This is a genomic window from Synechococcus sp. A15-44, from assembly GCF_014280115.1.
Taxonomy (GTDB): Bacteria; Cyanobacteriota; Cyanobacteriia; order PCC-6307; family Cyanobiaceae; genus Parasynechococcus.
Genome location: NZ_CP047938.1, coordinates 81,614 through 99,636 on the forward strand (window position 1 = coordinate 81,614; position 18,023 = coordinate 99,636).

Consider the following 18,023-nt stretch of genomic DNA (forward strand, 5'->3'; position numbering starts at 1 on the left):
CATGCTCAAGCTCCTGCTGGGTGATCCCAATGCCCGCAAGCTGAAGCGTTACCAGCCGATCGTTTCGGATATTCAGCTGCTTGAAGAGGAGATCGCTCCGCTCTCCGACGATGAGTTGCGTGGCAAAACCGCTGCCTTCCAGGAGCGTTTGGCCAATGCCGGCAGTCTGGCGAACCAGCGGCCGATCCTCGATGAGATCCTGCCTGAGGCCTTCGCTGTTGTTCGTGAAGCCGGCAAGCGGGTGTTGGGCATGCGTCATTTCGATGTCCAGCTGATTGGCGGCATGGTGCTGCATGAAGGTCAGATCGCCGAGATGAAAACTGGCGAAGGCAAAACACTTGTTGCCACTCTTCCGAGCTATCTCAACGCCCTTACTGGTCGTGGCGTTCACGTTGTGACGGTGAACGATTACCTGGCCCGCCGTGATGCCGAGTGGATGGGCCAGGTGCATCGCTTCCTCGGTTTATCCGTGGGCCTGATCCAGCAGGACATGCGCCCCGAGGAACGCCGGCGCAACTACAACTGCGACATCACCTATGCCACCAACTCGGAGCTGGGCTTCGATTATCTGCGCGACAACATGGCCGCCGACATCTCGGAGGTGGTGCAGCGGGAGTTTCAGTACTGCGTGATCGACGAGGTGGATTCGATCCTGATCGATGAAGCCCGCACGCCTCTGATCATTTCTGGTCAGGTGGAACGACCTCAGGAGAAGTACCAGCAGGCGGCCGAGGTGGCCAATGCCCTGGCTCGTGCCGCTGAGTTGGGCAAAGACGGCATCGACCCTGAAGGGGATTACGAGGTCGATGAAAAGCAGCGCAGCTGCACCCTCACCGATGAAGGCTTCGCCAAAGCCGAGCAGATGCTTGGGGTGGCGGATCTGTTCAACCCTCAGGACCCCTGGGCTCACTACATCACCAACGCCCTCAAGGCCAAGGAGCTGTTCGTCAAGGATGTGAACTACATCGTTCGCGACGGCGAAGCGGTGATTGTGGATGAGTTCACCGGTCGGGTGATGCCGGGTCGCCGTTGGAGTGACGGCCAGCACCAAGCCATCGAGGCCAAGGAGGCCCTGCCGATCCAACCGGAAACACAGACTCTCGCCTCGATCACCTATCAGAACTTCTTCCTGCTCTATCCGCGCTTGGCCGGCATGACCGGCACGGCAAAAACGGAAGAGGTCGAATTCGAGAAGACCTACAAACTCGAAACCACAATCGTTCCCACCAACCGCGTCCGGGCGCGTCAGGACTGGGCCGATCAGGTGTACAAAACCGAGGCTGCCAAATGGCGGGCTGTGGCCAACGAAACAGCTGAGATCCACAAGAACGGCCGGCCGGTTCTGGTGGGCACCACCTCGGTGGAGAAAAGCGAACTGCTGAGTTCGCTGCTGGCGGAGCAGGAGATCCCCCACAACCTGCTCAATGCCAAGCCGGAGAACGTGGAGCGCGAATCGGAGATCGTGGCCCAGGCCGGTCGGGCTGGCGCCGTGACCATCGCCACCAACATGGCGGGCCGTGGCACCGACATCATCCTTGGCGGCAACAGCGACTACATGGCCCGCTTGAAGTTGCGGGAGGTGCTGCTGGGCCGTTTGGTGAAGCCGGAGGAGGATCACAAGCCGCCGGTGCCTTTGCAGCGCAGTGCTCCGGGCGGGTTTGCCGATGCTGCTGCCTCAGCACAGCCCCGCAGCGGCGAGAGCCTCTATCCCTGCCTGCTCACCGACGACACCGATCAGGCCCTTGGTCAGTTGGCCCGTGATCTCGTGAAAGCATGGGGCGACCGTGCCCTCACGGTCATTGAGCTGGAGGAGCGCATCGCCACCGCTGCGGAGAAAGCCCCCACGGAAGATCCCCAGATCCAGGCGTTGCGCGAGGCGATTGCCCGAGTGAAGGGGGAATACGACGCGGTGGTGAAGCAGGAGGAAGCCCGGGTGCGGGAGGCCGGCGGCCTGCATGTGATCGGCACGGAACGCCATGAATCGCGCCGGGTGGATAACCAGCTGCGTGGCCGGGCTGGCCGCCAGGGCGACCCTGGCTCCACCCGTTTTTTCCTCTCGTTGGGAGACAACCTGCTGCGGATCTTCGGGGGTGACCGCGTTGCCGGTCTGATGAATGCTTTCCGCGTGGAGGAAGACATGCCGATTGAGTCCGGCATGCTCACCCGCTCGCTGGAGGGGGCCCAGAAGAAGGTCGAAACCTATTACTACGACATCCGCAAGCAGGTGTTCGAGTACGACGAGGTGATGAACAACCAGCGGCGTGCGGTGTATTCCGAACGCCGCCGGGTTCTGGATGGCCGTGCTCTGAAGAAGCAAGTGATCGGTTACGGCGAACGCACCATGGGTGAGATCGTTGAGGCCTATGTGAATCCCGATCTGCCGCCCGAGGAATGGGATCTGGAACAGCTTGTCGCCAAGGTGAAGGAGTTCATCTATCTGTTGGAAGATCTCACTCCTGATCAGGTTCAAGGTCTCGGGATGGAGGAACTCAAGGCCTTCCTGCAGGAGCAACTGCGCAATGCTTATGACCTCAAAGAAGGTCAGATCGAGCAGCAGCGTCCAGGACTGATGCGTGAAGCTGAGCGTTTCTTCATCCTGCAGCAGATCGATACCCTTTGGCGGGAGCACCTGCAGGCGATGGATGCCCTTCGTGAATCCGTGGGCCTGCGTGGCTATGGACAGAAGGATCCTCTCATTGAATACAAGAACGAGGGTTATGACATGTTCTTGGAGATGATGACCAACATGCGCCGAAATGTGATCTATTCGATGTTCATGTTTCAGCCAGCTGCACCACAGCAGTCAGGGGCAACGTGATTGAGATTGGTGTGATCTGAATGCCTATCCGTGTGGTGATGACTCTTCTCGTTCGTAACGAGGAGGATGTTATTGCTGAGAACATCCTGTTTCACCACTCTCAGGGGGTTTCATCTTTCCTGGTGATGGATAATCTGTCTACGGATGCTACTCCTGAAATCCTGCGGCGATTGGCTCGTTTTGTGCCAATCACTTATATCAAGCAAACGGCTGATACGTATGACCAAGCGCAGTGGGTGACTGCAATGGCTCGCTCTGCGTATCTAGATCATGGCGCTGATTGGGTCATCAACAATGATGCCGATGAGTTCTGGCTGTTCCCTGGTGGAGATGCGCCATCCTTTTTGGATTCTGTTGCTCCAGGCATAGCTGGGTTGTTAGTGCAGCGTTTTAACGCTGTTCTTCCAGAGAGTGGACGTCATAGTGATGGCTTGGCCCACCCTTCGAAAAGTCGTTTCTTCTGGCGTGAAAGTGTCAATGCACTCAATCGTCCCTTGCCTCCTAAGTGCTTGCACCGTGCCTTTGCTGATGTGACTGTTGATCAAGGCAATCATGAGATTTTTGGTCATCAGGGTTCGCTTGAGTTCAGTGATCAGGTCTCTATCTTGCACTTTCCGTACAGGCGTTTTTCCTCCTATCAATCAAAAATCCGTCTGGGTGGTGCTGCTTACCAGCGCAACAAAGCTCTTCCCAAGTCTTGGGGTGACGCCTGGCGTCGGCAACGCCAGATCTTGCGTCATGATGGTCTTCGGGAATTCTGGCGTGGCTTGCAGACAACTCCCGAGGCCGTTGCTGAAGGTCTGAAAAAAGGCAGCATTTTTGAAGATGCACAACTTTTCGATTCTGTGAAGTCTTTGCGGATGAAGCACCGTTGGTTTTGGTTCAAATGTCGAATCTCTCGGTGGCTGAGTTGCAACTAGTCTTATGTATTTGCTGGATTTTTTGATTTTTTGAGGTCAATAATCAATGCAGTCAATGCTCCTTGTGGTTTGTAGAGTGCGGCGTTGAGAATGCCTGTTTTTGAATGCGTTAATGCTGATGTTGGTGTTACCGCTTTGATTTGCTTTATTCGCAATTGGGTTCATTGCTTTTGAAAAGCAATTTTTGTTGCGCTGATTAAAGTTGAAGATTTGCCGTTCAATCAATTTCAGATCTTGGTCAACCCTCGCTGGAGGTCTCGCCGAGGAACTCCAAGATTTCCCGGTCTTTGAGATTCTGAGCTTCGCCAGCGCATTCATCAAGCAACTGTCGCCCTGCCGCAACTTCTTGCAGGCAGCGCTTGAGGTTCGTCACCGTGTTCTCAAGGTGGTCGATCCGTTCCATCAGGTTGCGGATCACGTTGGCCTCGGCGTCCGGCAGAGCGGAGTGGGCCAGGGGGTTGATTCGCACGCCGCTCTGGTGGATCACCCGGCCTGGGATGCCCACAACGGTGCAGTCGCTCTCCACGTTGCGCACCACCACGGAGCCAGCGCCGATTCGCGTGTTGGTCCCGATCGTGATGGCTCCCAGAACTTTGGCGCCTGCTCCCACCACCACGTTTTCAGCAAGGGTGGGGTGGCGTTTGCCGTGCTCCTTGCCGGTGCCCCCCAGAGTGACCCCCTGGTACAGCAGGCAACGGTTGCCGATTTCGGCGGTTTCGCCGATCACCACCCCCATGCCGTGGTCAATGAACACGCTGTGGCCGATGCGTGCACCGGGGTGAATTTCGATGCCGGTGAGGGTGCGACTGATTTGACTGAGGCAGCGGGCCGCCAGCTTTAGGGGTAATCGGCAAGTCCAGAGGCGATGGCTGATGCGGTGCAGGCTGATGGCCTGGAAGCCGGGGTAGCAGCACACAATCTCCAGCCAGCCACGGGCAGCCGGGTCGCGCTCGCGGATGATCGCGAGGTCGGCACGGATGTGATCAAACATCGCAGGGGGGTCAGCTGGCGGCCGCTGGGGTCTGCAGGCCAATCTCCTTGCGGAGCAGATCGATCGTATCGGTGCTGAGGTAACTCTCGGCGCAATGCACCTGGGGCATGCGCATCAGCTGGGAACGGTTCTGGCGCAGGCTCTGCTCCACCAGGGGCAGGCTGGGCCGATCGCAGAGCACGTGGCTGGAGGCCCGCAGCAGCGCCAACAGGCGGCTTCCTACATCGGGAGTGGCGGTCATCAGCAGCAACTCGTTGCCGCGCATCGAGTGGAGAATCACTTCCGCAGCCCGCAGGATGCCGGGGCTGATGCTCACCAGGCCCACACAGCTGCCAGGCCGCAGCTCCTTGAGCATGGCCAGCTCCTGGCGGAAGTCGTTGAGGTCAACGGCCACGGCCCGAACGCTGTGCTTCTTGGCGAGCTCCTCCACCGGTTGGAGGAAGTAGCGGCTGGTCACCACCGTGCCGTTGCTGGAGTTCTCCAGCACGCTCTCCAACTCCTCCATCGGCACCACTTCGACCGGCACATCGAGGCAGGGTTCCAGTTCTTCGGCGATCAGCATCGAGGCGCCGATGTCTTCCCGCGGCGTGCTGACCAGCACGCGGGCGCCGCAACGCAGGCGCCAGTCGATCTCGCGGGTCAGCAGCTCTCGGGTCTGCTGCAGGGTGCAGCCCGCATTCAGCAGGCCATCCACGCATTTACGCACTTCCCGGTCGAGGTCGGTGACGCCCCGATTGCGGATGTGCGGCGGTGTCTTGATTTCCCTTGGTTTTTGCTGGTCGCGCACGTAGATGCCGGAGCCGGCCATCGCTTCCACCACGCCATCGGTTTCCAGCTGGCGGTACACCTTGCTGATCGTGTTGCGGTGCAATCCCGTTTGCATCGCCAGCTGGCGGGTGCTTGGGAGCCGATGCCCCGGCGGGTAATGCCGCGCTGCGATGGCGAAGCAGATCTGGTTGTAAAGCTGCGTCGATGCCGGAATGTCGCTTTCCTGTTGGATATGGAATCGCACGCCGGTGGGACAGGTCGGAATGCGGCCACCATACGGAGCGAATTGCTTGGTGACAATTGGTTCTGTGTCCTGTGGACCTGTGACAATTCCCAACTCCCCGTCATCGCGCTGGGTTCAGTTCGCCAATCGTGATGTGCCTTTGCGCTGTTGGTGGGCGGAGCCATTTGCTCGTGTGAACGACACTGAGTCAAACTCGTTAACAAATCGTGTCTATATCGTGCTTCCGGAGGTGTTTGGGGTGAATGCCTGGGTGTGCAGCGTGGCCGATCGCCTGGCCGCTGAGGGATATCCGGCTCTGGCGTTGCCTTTGTTTGCCCGCACGGCACCCGATTTGGAGTTGGCCTATGAACCGTCCGATCTGGCCCAAGGCCGGCGCCACAAGGACGCCACCACCGCCGATCAGATCCTCGGCGACGTCGCCGCAGCGCTCAGCTGGCTGCGGGAGCGACACCCGAAAGCGGCCATCCATGTGGTGGGGTTCTGCTTCGGGGGGCATGCCGCCTTCCTGGCGGCCAGCTTGCCGGGGGTGGCGGCGGCCTTTGATTTTTACGGCGCCGGTGTGAACCGGATGCGGCCTGGAGGTGGTGAACCCTCCCTGGCCCTGCTGCCTGAGATCCAGGCGCGGCTCACCTGTGTGTTCGGCACGGCTGATCCCCTGATCCCTGCCGAGGATCGCGAAGTTATGGGGGCCGCCCTGAGCAAGGTCGATCCCGCTGGGCAACGCTTGCGCGTTGTGGAGTGTGCTGGTGCCGACCACGGCTTCATGTGTGAAGCCCGCAGCTCTTTCGATCCCCAGGCTTCAGCCCAGGGATGGCGGTTGCTGCTGGGTGATGACCCTGTGGGTTAGCCCTGAGGGCTGGCCACCTTGGCTGCGGTGGGCCTGGGTGGTGCGGGGATGGTGCGCACGGCCTTGCTGGCGGTCTGCTCCTTCTCCTCTTTTTTCGCCAGCGGCGTTTTGCGCGGCGTGAGGAACATGATCATGTTGCGACCCTCTCGCTTGGGTGCCTGCTGGATCTCGGCCTTTTCCTCCAGGTCTTTGGCCATCCGCCGCAGCAGGGTTTCTGCCAGTGCGGTGTGCTGAATCTCGCGGCCGCGGAAGATCACAGTGCACTTCACCTTGTCGCCGGCCTTCAGGAAGCGCTGGGCCTGGCCGATCCGCACGTCGTAGTCGTGCTGGTCGATCTTGTACCGCATCTTGACCTCCTTGACTTCGGTCTGGTGCGACTTCTTCTTGGCTTCCTTGGCTTTCTTTTCCTGCTCGAACTTGAACTTGCCGTAGTCCATGATCCGGCAGACCGGAGGGTCGGCCTTCTCACTCACCAGCACCAGATCCAGTTCCCGGTCGCGGGCCACATCAAGGGCTTCTTCGCGGCTGATCACGCCCAGCTGAGCGCCGTCTGAGTCGACCACCCGCAACTGGGGGTAATTGATCCGGTCGTTGATGTTGGGCAGCTCCCGAACCGGGGCACGACGGTCAAAACGGGGACGTGGGGGCATTCAGGCGGTGACGGGGACAGGGGCAGACAACTTCCGTGAATACAACGTCTGCATCGTTCACCTTAGATGTTGCTCGATCAACGTCATCGCATCCGTCAGGGTTGCCGGGTCGGGCAGCCAACGGGGGTTGTGCTGACGCCGGAACCAGGTGCGTTGGCGTTTGGCGAACTGGCGGGTGCGTTGGCAGGTGATTCGCACTGCTTCTGCTGGGGTCAGGTTGCCGGCAATCACCTGCAGCGCTTCGCCGTAGCCGATGGTTTGCAGCAGTGGCAGATCGGCGCCATAGCGCTCGCTCAGGCGCCGGGTCTCCTCCACCAGCCCGTCGCGGTAGAGCTGCTCGGTGCGTTGTTGGATGCGCTGGCGCAGGGTGGCGGGATTGAGGCCCAGTTCCAGCACCCGCCAGGGCGGAGGCGTGGCCGTGGCTTGCTGGCTCATCGGTTGCCCGGAGGCATAGAGCACCTCCAGGGCGCGCTGGGTGCGCACGGCATCGGCCGGGGCGATCCTGGCGGCGGCCTCGGGGTCGGCAGCCTGCAGCAGGGGGTGGCAGATGCTTTGGCCCAGGGCCGTCAGCTGTTGGCGTAGTTGCGGTTGGGGGGGCACGGCCGGAGGCTGCAGGCCGCTGGTGAGTGCCTTGAGATAGAGGCCACTGCCGCCCACCAGCAGGGCCATGCCGCGCTGCTCGAGCTCACGGTTGATGCAGGGATTGGCCTCCGCCTGGAACTCCTGCAGGGTGATCGGCTGATCCGGCCTGCGCAGATTCAGGAGATGGTGCGGCACCCGCGCCTGCTGCTCCGCCGTCGGCTTGGCGGTGCCCAGATCCATCTCGCTGTAGAGCTGGCGCGAATCCACATTGATCACCGGTAGATCCAGCCGTTCAGCGATCTCCAGCGCTAGGGCGGTCTTGCCGCTGGCGGTGGGCCCGAGCAGGGTGATCACCAGGGGGTGGGAGCTGTTCAAAAGGGTGAGGGGGTGCAGCCCGGCTTGAAATGGGCGCTCAGAGGCCTCTGCAAGCCTCTATAGACAGCCGGTGGTAGATTGACATTGTCAGGTCGAGGTTTAGAGCCGTTGCGCCCGCCCATGACCCGGTTTCCTGGCTTGAGACTTTCTGAATGAGCGACGCTTCCAAGGTCCAGAACGCCTACGGCGCTGAGCAGATTCAGGTGCTGGAGGGGCTTGAACCCGTTCGCAAGCGCCCGGGCATGTACATCGGCTCCACCGGGCCGCGGGGCTTGCACCACCTGGTGTACGAAGTCGTTGATAACTCGGTTGATGAAGCCCTGGCGGGTCATTGCGACCGCATCGTTGTGGTTCTGGGTGAAGACGGCTCCGCTTCGGTGAGCGACAACGGCCGTGGCATTCCCACCGATGTGCACCCCCGCACCGGCAAGAGTGCCCTCGAGACGGTGCTCACCGTCTTGCACGCCGGCGGCAAATTCGGCGCTGGTGGTTACAAGGTGTCCGGCGGTCTGCACGGCGTCGGCGTGTCGGTGGTGAACGCCCTGAGTGAATGGGTGCAGGTGACGGTGCGCCGTCAGGGCCAGATTCATCGCCAGCGCTTTGAGCGCGGCGCTGCGATCGGGGCATTGGCGTCGGAGTCGCAGCCTGCGGCGGAGTCCGGCGAAACAGGAACCACCGTCTGTTTCAAACCCGACCTGGAGATTTTCACCGGCGGCATCGTTTTCGATTACGCCACTCTCTCGGCCCGGCTGCGGGAACTGGCTTATCTCAACGGCGGTGTGCGGATCGTCTTCCGTGATGAGCGGGAGTCGGCCCGGGATGAGGAGGGCAACCCCCATGAGGAGACCTACTTCTACGAAGGCGGCATCAAGGAATACGTCGCCTATATGAACAAGGAGAAGGACGCCCTTCATCCCGACATCATTTATGTGAATTCGGAGAAGGATGGCGTTCAGGTGGAGGCTGCCCTGCAGTGGTGCTCCGATGCCTATTCCGACAGCATCCTTGGCTTCGCCAACAACATCCGCACCGTGGATGGCGGCACCCATATCGAAGGTTTGAAGACGGTGCTGACCCGCACCCTCAATGCCTTCGCCAAGAAGCTGGGCAAACGCAAGGAATCCGACTCCAACCTGGCCGGGGAGAACATTCGCGAAGGCCTGACGGCGGTGCTTTCGGTGAAGGTGCCGGAGCCGGAATTTGAGGGTCAAACCAAGACCAAGCTCGGCAACACCGAGGTGCGCGGCATTGTCGACAACCTGGTAGGTGAAGCCCTGAGCCAGTTCCTCGAGTTCAATCCCTCGGTGATCGGCCTCATCCTGGAGAAGGCGATTCAGGCGTTTAATGCCGCTGAAGCCGCCCGCCGGGCCCGCGAACTGGTCCGGCGCAAGAGCGTGCTGGAGAGTTCAACGCTTCCCGGAAAACTGGCCGACTGCAGCTCCCGCGACCCCGGCGAATCCGAGATCTACATCGTGGAGGGCGACTCCGCTGGTGGCTCTGCCAAGCAGGGCCGGGACCGTCGTTTCCAGGCAATCCTGCCGCTGCGGGGCAAGATCCTCAACATCGAGAAGACCGACGACGCCAAGATCTACAAGAACACGGAGATCCAGGCGCTGATCACTGCCTTGGGCCTGGGGATCAAGGGTGAGGATTTTGACGTGAAGAACCTCCGTTACCACCGGGTCGTGATCATGACCGACGCCGACGTGGATGGCGCCCACATCCGCACCCTGCTGCTCACCTTCTTCTACCGCTACCAGAAGGAGTTGGTGGAGGGCGGCTACATCTACATCGCCTGCCCGCCCCTCTACAAAGTTGAGCGCGGCAAGAACCACACCTATTGCTACAACGAGGGCGATCTACAGAAGACCCTGGAGGGCTTCGGCGAGAAGGCCAATTACACGATCCAGCGCTTCAAGGGTCTTGGCGAAATGATGCCCAAGCAGCTCTGGGAAACCACCATGGATCCCACCACCCGCACGATGAAGCGGGTGGAGATCGAAGACGCCCTCGAGGCTGATCGCATCTTCACGATCCTGATGGGCGACAAGGTGGCTCCCCGCCGTGAATTCATCGAAACCCACAGCGCCGAGCTGGACATGGCAGCCCTCGATATTTGATGACGGCTGATCGAACAGGGACTGTTTCGACCAGCAGTGTCCTTCGTTGGAGTTGGCTGCTGGGGGTGGCGTTGATGGCTCCAGCTGCCCTGCCAGCCGGTGGTGCCGACCGGCGTCAACCGCAACCCCGTCGACGCGCGGCCTCCGGGCCTCTGCACACCAGTTCCGATCAACCTCTGCGCCTCAGCCCGTTGGCCGTGGCGCCTCGGTTGAGCACCCTCAAGGCGGGTTCATCCCTTCGCTTGTTGCGGCGTTGGTCCACCGCTGACGGTCAGGACTGGTTGCATGTTCAAACCCTCTCAGGAGATCAACGCCGTGGCTGGCTCCGCGTCTGAGGCTCTGCTGGTTGGGCTCGGGGCCATCCCCGGTGCCTGGCTGCGCTTGAAGGTGGTGAACCACTTTCAGCCCATGGTGCCGAAGAAGCACTGGGGCACCTTCATCGTGAATGTGGTGGCCTGTTTCGCCCTGGGCCTGGTGCTGGCCCTCAATGAAACCTGTGCCTCCAGCACCGGCATTGCCTTGTTGATCGGGGTGGGCTTCTTCGGCAGCCTCAGCACCTTCTCCACCTTCGCCGTGGAGCTGCTGAATGAGTTGCGGTCTGGCCAGATGCTCACTGCTGTGGTGCTGGCGCTGGCCTCAATCGGGGCAGGCTTGCTGGCCTCGGCAGTGGGTTATGGACTGGGGACCCATGCCTGAGACCAAACCAAGCCTGCAACTGGAACTGCAGGAGTTGCTGTTTGTTGGCATGGGCGCTGTGCCCGGAGCCTTGCTGCGCTGGCAATTGGCCCTGCATCTGGGGGACCAGAACCTGCTGGTGAATGTTCTGGGGGCTGCCCTCTTGGGCTTGTTGGCCGGGCTCCCGGCTGCCCCACGGCGACAATTGCTGCTGGGGATTGGCTTCTGCGGCTCGCTCACCACCTTCAGCAGTTGGATGCTGGCGGCCATGAAGCACCTGAGTTCCGGTGATTGGGCCGCCGCATTGGGTTTGATTGGGCTGACCCTTGGGCTGGGGCTGGGTGCCGCAGCCCTGGGATTCAGCCTGGGGCGACGGCTCAAGCCGCCAGCGCCGCCTCAATCGCCGACTTGAGGTCTTCGGGGGTGACGCCGCTCTTGAAGCGGGCGATCACCGTGCCGTCCTTGCCCACCAGGAACTTCTCGAAGTTCCACTCCACATCACCGGCGGGATCCATCTGGTTGAGGGTGGTGTAAGGCTCGGTGGTGCTTCCTTTGGCGTGCACCTTCTCGAACAGTTCGAAGTCGGCGCCATATGTGGTGGAGCAGAAGCTCTTGATCTCCTCCAGGCTGCCGGGCTCCTGGGCGCCGAAGTCGTTGCAGGGGAAGCCCAGCACCGCCAGGCCTTTTGCGGCGTAGGCCTCGTTCAGGGCCTGCAGGCCGGCGTACTGCTTCGTGAAGCCACAGCGGCTGGCCACGTTCACGATCAGCAGCACCTTGCCGGCGTAGTCGCCCAGGGATTTGCTGCTGCCGTCTGGGGTAGTGACGGAGACGGCACTGACGCTGATCGCCATGGTGGAACGGGAATGAAGCGCAGAGGTTAACCGGCTGTAACGGCCATACACTGGGCTCCCGGCCGGAGAGGCATGACGGAGGCATCGGGGCTGAGCAGTGCTGGCGTGAGCATGGAGCCTGAGTTGCTGGCGGAGGCGGTGTCCCATGAGCTCGCCGCGATGCTCCAGGCGGGCAATTACGACGCTGTGAAACTGCTGCTGGAGCCGGTGCAACCGGTGGACATCGCCGAAGCGATCGGCAATTTGCCGGCCAATCTTCAGGCGATTGCCTTTCGACTGCTCAGCAAAGACGAGGCCATCAGCGTCTATGAGTACCTCGACGCTGCTACCCAGCAGAGCCTGTTGAGCCTGCTGCGTTCCGGGGAGATGCGGGAGGTGATGGAAGAGATGTCGCCGGATGACCGCGCTCGTTTGTTTGAGGAGCTGCCGGCCAAGGTGGTGAGGCAGTTGCTCAGTGAGCTGAGCCCGGATGAGCGCAAGGTGACTGCCGAATTGCTCGGTTACCGCTCAGAGACGGCCGGTCGCTTGATGACGACCGAGTACATCGCCCTCAAGGAGAACCAGACGGCAGCATTGGCGCTGGAAATCGTGCGGCGCCGAGCGCGGGACACCGAGACGATTTATTCCCTCTACGTCACCGATGCGGAGCGTCGCCTCACCGGCATCCTCTCGCTGCGGGATCTGGTCACGGCAGACCTTCAGGCCCGCATCGGCGATGTGATGACGGAGGAGGTGCTCAGCGTCAGCACCGACACCGATCAGGAAAAGGTGGCGCGCACGATTCAGCGCTACGACTTCCTTGCCGTTCCCGTGGTGGATCTGGAACAACGTCTCGTGGGCATCGTCACGGTGGATGACGTGATCGATGTGATCGAGCAGGAGGCCACCCGTGATCTCTATGCCGCTGGCGCCGTGCAGGCCGGCGACGACGATGATTACTTCAGCAGCAACCTGTTCACCGTTGCCCGGCGCCGGGTGGTGTGGTTGGCGGTGCTGGTGTTGGCCAGCTTCTTCACCTCAGAAGTGATTGCCGCCAATGAGGACGTGCTGCAGCAGGTGGTGTTGCTGGCGGCGTTCATCCCCTTGCTTGGTGGCACTGGCGGCAACGTGGGGGCCCAGAGCTCCACGGTGGTGATCCGTGGTTTGAGCACCCAGAGCATCTCCAGCCTTGGACCCCTGCGGGCGATTGGCCGTGAAGCGATGGCGGGTGCCTTGCTGGGGGTGTTGATGATGCTGCTGGTGGTTCCCTTCGCCTGGTGGCGCGGGGAAAGCGCCTTGGTGGGCCTCTCGGTGGGGATGAGCCTGCTGGCGATCACCACCCTGGCGGCCACGGCCGGTGCCGCATTCCCGCTGTTATTTGACCGCATGGGACTGGATCCGGCCTTGATGTCCACGCCCTTCATCACCACCTGCACCGACGTGGCCGGCACGCTGATTTACCTGAAGACGGCGGGATGGCTGCTGGTCCACCTGCCGCAGCTGGTTCAGGCCACAGGTATTTCTACCCATTTCTTTGTTTTGGGTGTTTCCTGAGAGTCTGTTTACGTTTCTTAGGAGTACGCTTCACATAACTCAAAGAAGCACCCCATGGCTCCGGCTGCGACCGCTGCTTCCAAGCCCAAAGCCGCTGCAAAGGCGGCAAGAGCCGTCACGGCAGACGTTGATCTGGTTCGCTCCTATCTGCGTGACATCGGCCGGGTGCCGCTGCTGACCCACGAGCAGGAAATCACCCTGGGTCGCCAGGTGCAGGACCTGATGGATTTGGAGGCGCTCGAGTCTGAGCTCGAGAGCAAGGCTGGAGAGAAGCCCAGCCGCGATGCGCTGGCCAAGGCGTCAGGGCTGTCGTCCATGCAGCTCAAGCGCAAGTTGCAGCATGGACGGCGCGCCAAGGAACGCATGGTCGCCGCCAACCTCCGGCTGGTGGTGAGTGTGGCCAAGAAGTACACCAAGCGGAACATGGAGCTCCTGGATCTGATCCAGGAGGGCACCATTGGCCTGGTGCGTGGTGTGGAGAAGTTCGATCCCACCCGTGGCTACAAATTCTCCACTTATGCCTATTGGTGGATTCGTCAGGGCATCACCCGGGCCATCGCCGAAAAGAGCCGCACGATCCGGTTGCCGATCCACATCACCGAGATGTTGAACAAGCTCAAGAAGGGTCAGCGGGAGCTGAGCCAGGAACTGGGACGAACACCCACCGTCACCGAGTTGGCTGAATTCGTTGAGCTGCCTGAAGACGACGTCAAAGATCTGATGTGCCGTGCCCGTCAGCCCGTCAGCCTTGAAATGAAGGTTGGTGATGGTGACGACACCGAACTGCTGGAGTTGCTTTCCGGCGATGCCGATCTGCCCAGTGATCAGGTGGAAGAGGATTGCTTGAAGGGCGATCTGCGCAGCCTCCTGGGGCAGCTGCCCCACCTGCAGGAGCAGGTGCTACGGATGCGTTACGGCATGGATGGGGAAGACCCGATGAGCCTCACGGGCATCGGCCGAATTCTGGGCATGAGTCGCGACCGTGTTCGCAACCTCGAGCGTGATGGTTTGGCCGGTCTGCGTCGGGTGAGTGATCAAGTGGAGGCTTACGTCGCCTGCTGAATTAATTTTTTGTTGATCAGCCTTTGCAGCACCGGATTGACTTGATCCGGTGCTTCGTCGTGGGGGCAGTGGCCTGCCTTGCGAATCACTGAGAGGGATTGAACGCAGTTCAGGGTCTGGGCCCAGCGCTCGGCTTCAGCAATTGGCTCCCATGGATCACGTTCGCCCCAGATCAGATCAACTGGAAGGCTTAGCTCTTCCATCAACTGTGGGGCGAGATGATCGTCGAACAGGTTGATGAATCCGCGGAAAGCCTCGGCGGCACCGTTGCGTTGGGTTGGTTGGAACAACAGATCCACCAGGTCGTCGTCGATGTTGGCGCCACTGGGATAGGCCTGCTTCAACACGCTGCGGATCACGCCGGGCCGTGCGGCATTGCGGAACAGCGCAGTGCTGAGCCAGCGCTGCCGCACCATCGTTTTCAGCAGTGGCCTGATCCAGGCCATCCAAGCCGGTTGTGTGGCCAGTTGCTTGTCGTCCATCAAGCGCTGGGCGCAGTCGATCAGCACCACGCCACGGCAGCGCTCGCCCAGGAGTTGTGCGGCTCGCAGGGCAACGACCCCGCCGATCGAGTTGCCCACCAATCGCACCGGGCGATCGATGACTTGGCGGCAGAAGTCAGCCACCTGTTGGCCCCACAGATCAAAGCCGTAATGAACGGCATCCGCTGAAACGGACTCATCCTTCAAGCGGGCCTGGGGCTGATCGCTGCGCCCGAAGCCGAGCAGATCGATGGCGTAGGTGGGCATCAGTTCGGCCAGCACCGGTTGGTTGAAGCGCCAGTGGTTGGTGTTGGCCCCGAAACCATGAATCAGCAACACGGCCTCTTCGGCATTGGGGTCGCCCATCAGGTTCCAACCGATTGATCGCTCGTTCCAGCTCCAGAGGTTGTTGCTCGGGCTCACGCCTTGACTTGCTGCGCCAGTGCATCCTGGCGAGCGAAGCACTTGGATGGACGGTCGTTGCACGGGTCCTGTTCTGACACCAATCGCGAACCAATGGATGCGTTGACCGAGGCCAAAGCTGCTCTTCTATCGACAGCCTTGCTGGTTTGGTGGGAGCGCCATGGCCGCGGCGGACTCCCGTGGAAGCTGTTGTCTGGTGGTGTGCCTCCAGCGCCGGATGATCAGCTCGATCCATACGGCATCTGGATTGCTGAGGTGATGCTGCAGCAGACCCAGTTGGCCGTGGCGCTCCCCTACTGGACGCGCTGGATGGCAACGTTTCCCACTGTAGAGGCCCTGGCCGCGGCGTCTCTGGATGAGGTGCGGTTGCAGTGGCAGGGCCTGGGGTATTACTCGCGGGCGCGTCGGCTGCATGAGGCAGCGCAGCTGCTGGTGGGCCACCCGTGGCCGCACAGCTTGGAGGGTTGGATGGCCTTGCCGGGCATTGGCCGCACCACCGCCGGCAGCATCCTTTCCAGTGCCTTCAATATCCCGTTGCCGATCCTGGATGGAAACGTCAAACGGGTGCTGGCGCGCTTGATGGCCCATCCACGCCCGCCAGCCCGCGACGACGCCCTCTTCTGGACCTGGAGCGAGGCCCTGCTTGATCCGCTGCGGCCTCGTGACACCAACCAGGCCTTGATGGATCTGGGGGCCACGCTTTGCACCCCCCGCCAGCCGGACTGCCCCTGCTGCCCCTGGCAATCCCACTGCGCTGCTTACGCTGCCGGCGACCCCCGCCGCTGGCCCGTGACCGACGCCCCCAAGTCCTTGCCCTTCCAGGTGATCGGTGTGGGTGTCGTGCTCAACGCGGCGGGGGAGGTGTTGATCGACCAGCGGCTGGAGGAAGGCCTGCTGGGGGGCATGTGGGAGTTCCCCGGTGGCAAGCAGGAGCTGGGCGAAACGATCGAAACCTGCATCGTGCGTGAGCTGAAGGAGGAACTCGGCATCGCGGTGACAGTGGGCGAGGAGTTGATCACGGTGGATCACGCCTACAGCCACAAGAAGCTGCGCTTTGTGGTGCATCTCTGCTCCTGGGTCTCAGGGGAACCGCAGCCCCTCGCCAGTCAGCAGGTGCGTTGGGTGCGCCCGGAGGACCTGGCGAATTACCCCTTTCCAGCAGCCAACACCAAGATCATTGCGGCGTTGCTTGGCAGGTTGGCGAGTTCTGCCCACCCTTAGGCAAGGTCCTGAAGCGGTCAGATGGCGCTTGATCCCGTTGTCGTCTGTCTCGGTGAAGCCCTGATCGATCGGCTTGGTCCCCCCGGAGGTGATCCGGCCGTGGATCGAGCGGTGGATGATCGTCTGGGGGGTGCACCGGCCAATGTGGCCTGTGGACTGGCCCGCCTGGGCACATCTGTGGCCTTTGCCGGTCGCGTGGGGCAGGACGCCATTGGTGAGGCGTTTGTGTGTCTGTTTGGCGAGCGTGGAGTGGAGACTGCACTGCTGCAGCGGGATGGCGAGCGTCCCAGCCGGATCGTGCTGGTGCGCCGTGCGCGGGATGGGGAACGGCAGTTTCAGGGCTTTGCCGGGGATGCAGGGGCGGGTTTCGCGGACCAGGCTCTGGAGCCGGTTGCCTTACCCCAGGCCCGATGGTTGTTGATCGGCACGCTGCCGCTGGCGGCACCCATGTCGGCCTCGGCCCTGCTGTCGGCCGTGCGCCAGGCCAGGAGCCAGGGCACGGCGATTGCCCTCGATGTGAACTGGCGTCCCACGTTCTGGGATGTCACCGCTGATCCCGAGGCGGGACCGTCCGCAGCGGCGAAGGTGGCGATTCAACCGCTCTTGGCTCAGGCGGCCTTGATCAAGTTGGCGCGGGAGGAAGCGGTTTGGTTGTTCAACACCGACGATCCTGGCGTGATCCAGCAGGCCTTGCCCCAGCGACCCGATGTGGTGGTGACTGATGGAGCGGCCCCGGTGCGCTGGCAATTGGGGGCTGACTCAGGTCAGCAGGCCGCCTTTCGGCCCCCCTCCGTCGTCGACACCACCGGAGCCGGCGATGCCTTCACGGCCGGGCTGTTGCACCGCTGGGCTGCTGCCCCCCAGGAGCGCATTCGCTTCGCAGCTGCCTGTGGTGCTCTGGTCTGCGGCGGGGCCGGTGGCATTGATCCCCAGCCCACGCAGGCTCAGGTGGAGGCCTTCCTGGGTGAGGTGAGCTGAGCCAGTCGCCCTTTGTCTTGGTGGCGAAGCTCCAGGTGCCAGGCCTCGGCCAGATCGAGCCCCAGCCGTTCCGGCCACTCCACGGCCATCAACGCTCCGGTGGCTTGTGCTTCCTCCTCCTCCTGAAGAAACAGTTCATCGGCGGAGGCCGGTTGCTCCAAGCGATAGAGATCAAGGTGCACCAGTTGCGGCTCCCCCTGGGGGTAGTGCTGCGCCAACGCGAAGGTGGGGCTGGTGATCGCTTCGCTGATCCCTAGGCCTTCGGCCAGGCCCTGCACCAGCGATGTTTTGCCGGCCCCCAGGGGGCCGCTCAACAGCAGGATTGCTCCCGTCGGAAGCTCGCGCGCCAGCAATCGGCCCAGGGCGCGGGTCGTCTCAAGGGTCTCAAGGGACCAGACATGCCCTGTAGAGTCCGGTTCTGGCGAGCCCGAAGCCTCGGCGTCTCTGCAGAGATTCAACTCCACGATTGCTTTAGGGAGCATT

Annotated in this window: 18 protein-coding genes; 11 read left to right on the forward strand and 7 right to left on the reverse strand. The window is 61.7% G+C overall.

From position 1 onward, the window contains the following. Position 1 precedes the first annotated feature (1 nt). Both secA and SynA1544_RS00425 read left to right on the forward strand, forming a co-directional pair. Positions 2–2,818: a preprotein translocase subunit SecA gene (gene secA / locus SynA1544_RS00420; RefSeq protein WP_186514427.1), complete on the forward strand. Its 2,817-nt coding sequence runs from the start codon at positions 2–4 to the stop codon at positions 2,816–2,818. A 20-nt stretch (positions 2,819–2,838) separates the two neighbouring features. Further along, a complete protein-coding gene (locus SynA1544_RS00425) occupies positions 2,839–3,738 on the forward strand; it encodes a glycosyltransferase family 2 protein (protein WP_186514428.1) in 900 nt (299 codons plus the stop codon). A gap of 238 nt (positions 3,739–3,976) precedes the next feature. Here SynA1544_RS00425 and cysE read toward each other — a convergent pair whose 3' ends face one another. Beyond that, positions 3,977–4,729, reverse strand: a complete 753-nt coding sequence (gene cysE / locus SynA1544_RS00430; protein ID WP_186514429.1) for a serine O-acetyltransferase — start codon at positions 4,727–4,729, stop codon at positions 3,977–3,979. Between the two features lie 10 nt (positions 4,730–4,739). After that, positions 4,740–5,741, reverse strand: coding sequence for a GntR family transcriptional regulator (locus tag SynA1544_RS00435; protein WP_166015836.1), 1,002 nt, complete (start codon positions 5,739–5,741; stop codon positions 4,740–4,742). A gap of 19 nt (positions 5,742–5,760) precedes the next feature. Here SynA1544_RS00435 and SynA1544_RS00440 point away from each other — a divergent pair, with 19 nt between their 5' ends. Then, complete coding sequence (locus SynA1544_RS00440) at positions 5,761–6,588, forward strand: dienelactone hydrolase family protein (RefSeq protein ID WP_186514430.1); 828 nt, start codon at positions 5,761–5,763, stop codon at positions 6,586–6,588. On the opposite strand, the gene infC is transcribed toward SynA1544_RS00440, so the two are convergent. Continuing rightward, entirely contained in the window at positions 6,585–7,238 is a 654-nt protein-coding gene (gene infC / locus SynA1544_RS00445) for a translation initiation factor IF-3 (protein ID WP_186514431.1), read from the reverse strand. The genes SynA1544_RS00440 and infC overlap by 4 nt on opposite strands. 57 nt (positions 7,239–7,295) lie before the next feature. Then, a complete protein-coding gene (miaA, locus tag SynA1544_RS00450; protein ID WP_186514432.1) occupies positions 7,296–8,195 on the reverse strand; it encodes a tRNA (adenosine(37)-N6)-dimethylallyltransferase MiaA in 900 nt (299 codons plus the stop codon). A 152-nt stretch (positions 8,196–8,347) separates the two neighbouring features. Here miaA and gyrB point away from each other — a divergent pair, with 152 nt between their 5' ends. Genes gyrB through SynA1544_RS00470 form a run of 4 tightly spaced genes read left to right on the forward strand, consistent with a single transcriptional unit; the run spans position 8,348 to position 11,402 of the window. Beyond that, on the forward strand, positions 8,348–10,315 hold the full coding sequence (gyrB, locus tag SynA1544_RS00455; RefSeq protein ID WP_186514433.1) for a DNA topoisomerase (ATP-hydrolyzing) subunit B: 1,968 nt from the start codon (positions 8,348–8,350) through the stop codon (positions 10,313–10,315). After that, entirely contained in the window at positions 10,315–10,650 is a 336-nt protein-coding gene (locus SynA1544_RS00460) for an SH3 domain-containing protein (protein ID WP_186514434.1), read from the forward strand. Before gyrB ends, SynA1544_RS00460 begins: the two co-directional genes overlap by 1 nt. Beyond that, positions 10,631–11,011 (forward strand): CrcB family protein, encoded by a 381-nt coding sequence (locus SynA1544_RS00465; protein ID WP_186515383.1) that lies wholly within the window; start codon positions 10,631–10,633, stop codon positions 11,009–11,011. The genes SynA1544_RS00460 and SynA1544_RS00465 overlap by 20 nt, the downstream gene beginning before the upstream one ends. After that, the gene (locus tag SynA1544_RS00470) at positions 11,004–11,402 is read left to right on the forward strand and encodes a CrcB family protein (protein WP_186514435.1); all 399 of its coding nucleotides are present in this window, start codon (positions 11,004–11,006) and stop codon (positions 11,400–11,402) included. Before SynA1544_RS00465 ends, SynA1544_RS00470 begins: the two co-directional genes overlap by 8 nt. Here the strand turns inward: SynA1544_RS00470 and SynA1544_RS00475 are convergent. Further along, positions 11,368–11,841, reverse strand: coding sequence for a glutathione peroxidase (locus tag SynA1544_RS00475; RefSeq protein ID WP_186514436.1), 474 nt, complete (start codon positions 11,839–11,841; stop codon positions 11,368–11,370). The genes SynA1544_RS00470 and SynA1544_RS00475 overlap by 35 nt on opposite strands. A 72-nt stretch (positions 11,842–11,913) precedes the next feature. On the opposite strand from SynA1544_RS00475, the gene mgtE reads away from it, so the two are divergent. Then, positions 11,914–13,374 (forward strand): magnesium transporter, encoded by a 1,461-nt coding sequence (gene mgtE / locus SynA1544_RS00480; RefSeq protein ID WP_186514437.1) that lies wholly within the window; start codon positions 11,914–11,916, stop codon positions 13,372–13,374. A gap of 54 nt (positions 13,375–13,428) precedes the next feature. Beyond that, positions 13,429–14,436, forward strand: a complete 1,008-nt coding sequence (locus SynA1544_RS00485) for an RpoD/SigA family RNA polymerase sigma factor (RefSeq protein ID WP_186514438.1) — start codon at positions 13,429–13,431, stop codon at positions 14,434–14,436. Here the strand turns inward: SynA1544_RS00485 and SynA1544_RS00490 are convergent. Further along, on the reverse strand, positions 14,421–15,284 hold the full coding sequence (locus SynA1544_RS00490) for an alpha/beta fold hydrolase (RefSeq protein ID WP_255477815.1): 864 nt from the start codon (positions 15,282–15,284) through the stop codon (positions 14,421–14,423). The two genes, SynA1544_RS00485 and SynA1544_RS00490, sit on opposite strands and share 16 nt — an antisense overlap. 150 nt (positions 15,285–15,434) lie before the next feature. Between SynA1544_RS00490 and mutT the strand changes: the two genes are divergently transcribed. Both mutT and SynA1544_RS00500 read left to right on the forward strand, forming a co-directional pair. Beyond that, positions 15,435–16,562 (forward strand): 8-oxo-dGTP diphosphatase MutT, encoded by a 1,128-nt coding sequence (mutT, locus tag SynA1544_RS00495; protein ID WP_186514440.1) that lies wholly within the window; start codon positions 15,435–15,437, stop codon positions 16,560–16,562. 21 nt (positions 16,563–16,583) lie between these two features. Then, positions 16,584–17,540 (forward strand): carbohydrate kinase, encoded by a 957-nt coding sequence (locus tag SynA1544_RS00500; RefSeq protein ID WP_186514441.1) that lies wholly within the window; start codon positions 16,584–16,586, stop codon positions 17,538–17,540. On the opposite strand, the gene tsaE is transcribed toward SynA1544_RS00500, so the two are convergent. Further along, positions 17,507–18,022, reverse strand: a complete 516-nt coding sequence (tsaE, locus tag SynA1544_RS00505) for a tRNA (adenosine(37)-N6)-threonylcarbamoyltransferase complex ATPase subunit type 1 TsaE (protein WP_186515384.1) — start codon at positions 18,020–18,022, stop codon at positions 17,507–17,509. The genes SynA1544_RS00500 and tsaE overlap by 34 nt on opposite strands. Between the last annotated feature and the right edge of the window lies 1 nt (position 18,023).

Coding starts and splice junctions, on each gene's coding strand:
- SynA1544_RS00485 (WP_186514438.1), top strand. CDS start 13,429: ATGGCTCCGGCTGCGACCGCTGCTTCCAAGCCCAAAGCCGCTGCAAAG.
- secA (WP_186514427.1), top strand. CDS start 2: ATGCTCAAGCTCCTGCTGGGTGATCCCAATGCCCGCAAGCTGAAGCGT.
- cysE (WP_186514429.1), bottom strand. CDS start 4,729: ATGTTTGATCACATCCGTGCCGACCTCGCGATCATCCGCGAGCGCGAC.
- SynA1544_RS00490 (WP_255477815.1), bottom strand. CDS start 15,284: ATGGGCGACCCCAATGCCGAAGAGGCCGTGTTGCTGATTCATGGTTTC.
- SynA1544_RS00440 (WP_186514430.1), top strand. CDS start 5,761: ATGCGGCCACCATACGGAGCGAATTGCTTGGTGACAATTGGTTCTGTG.
- SynA1544_RS00425 (WP_186514428.1), top strand. CDS start 2,839: ATGCCTATCCGTGTGGTGATGACTCTTCTCGTTCGTAACGAGGAGGAT.
- tsaE (WP_186515384.1), bottom strand. CDS start 18,022: ATGCTCCCTAAAGCAATCGTGGAGTTGAATCTCTGCAGAGACGCCGAG.
- infC (WP_186514431.1), bottom strand. CDS start 7,238: ATGCCCCCACGTCCCCGTTTTGACCGTCGTGCCCCGGTTCGGGAGCTG.
- mutT (WP_186514440.1), top strand. CDS start 15,435: ATGGATGCGTTGACCGAGGCCAAAGCTGCTCTTCTATCGACAGCCTTG.
- SynA1544_RS00500 (WP_186514441.1), top strand. CDS start 16,584: ATGGCGCTTGATCCCGTTGTCGTCTGTCTCGGTGAAGCCCTGATCGAT.
- mgtE (WP_186514437.1), top strand. CDS start 11,914: ATGACGGAGGCATCGGGGCTGAGCAGTGCTGGCGTGAGCATGGAGCCT.
- gyrB (WP_186514433.1), top strand. CDS start 8,348: ATGAGCGACGCTTCCAAGGTCCAGAACGCCTACGGCGCTGAGCAGATT.
- SynA1544_RS00475 (WP_186514436.1), bottom strand. CDS start 11,841: ATGGCGATCAGCGTCAGTGCCGTCTCCGTCACTACCCCAGACGGCAGC.
- SynA1544_RS00460 (WP_186514434.1), top strand. CDS start 10,315: ATGACGGCTGATCGAACAGGGACTGTTTCGACCAGCAGTGTCCTTCGT.
- SynA1544_RS00470 (WP_186514435.1), top strand. CDS start 11,004: ATGCCTGAGACCAAACCAAGCCTGCAACTGGAACTGCAGGAGTTGCTG.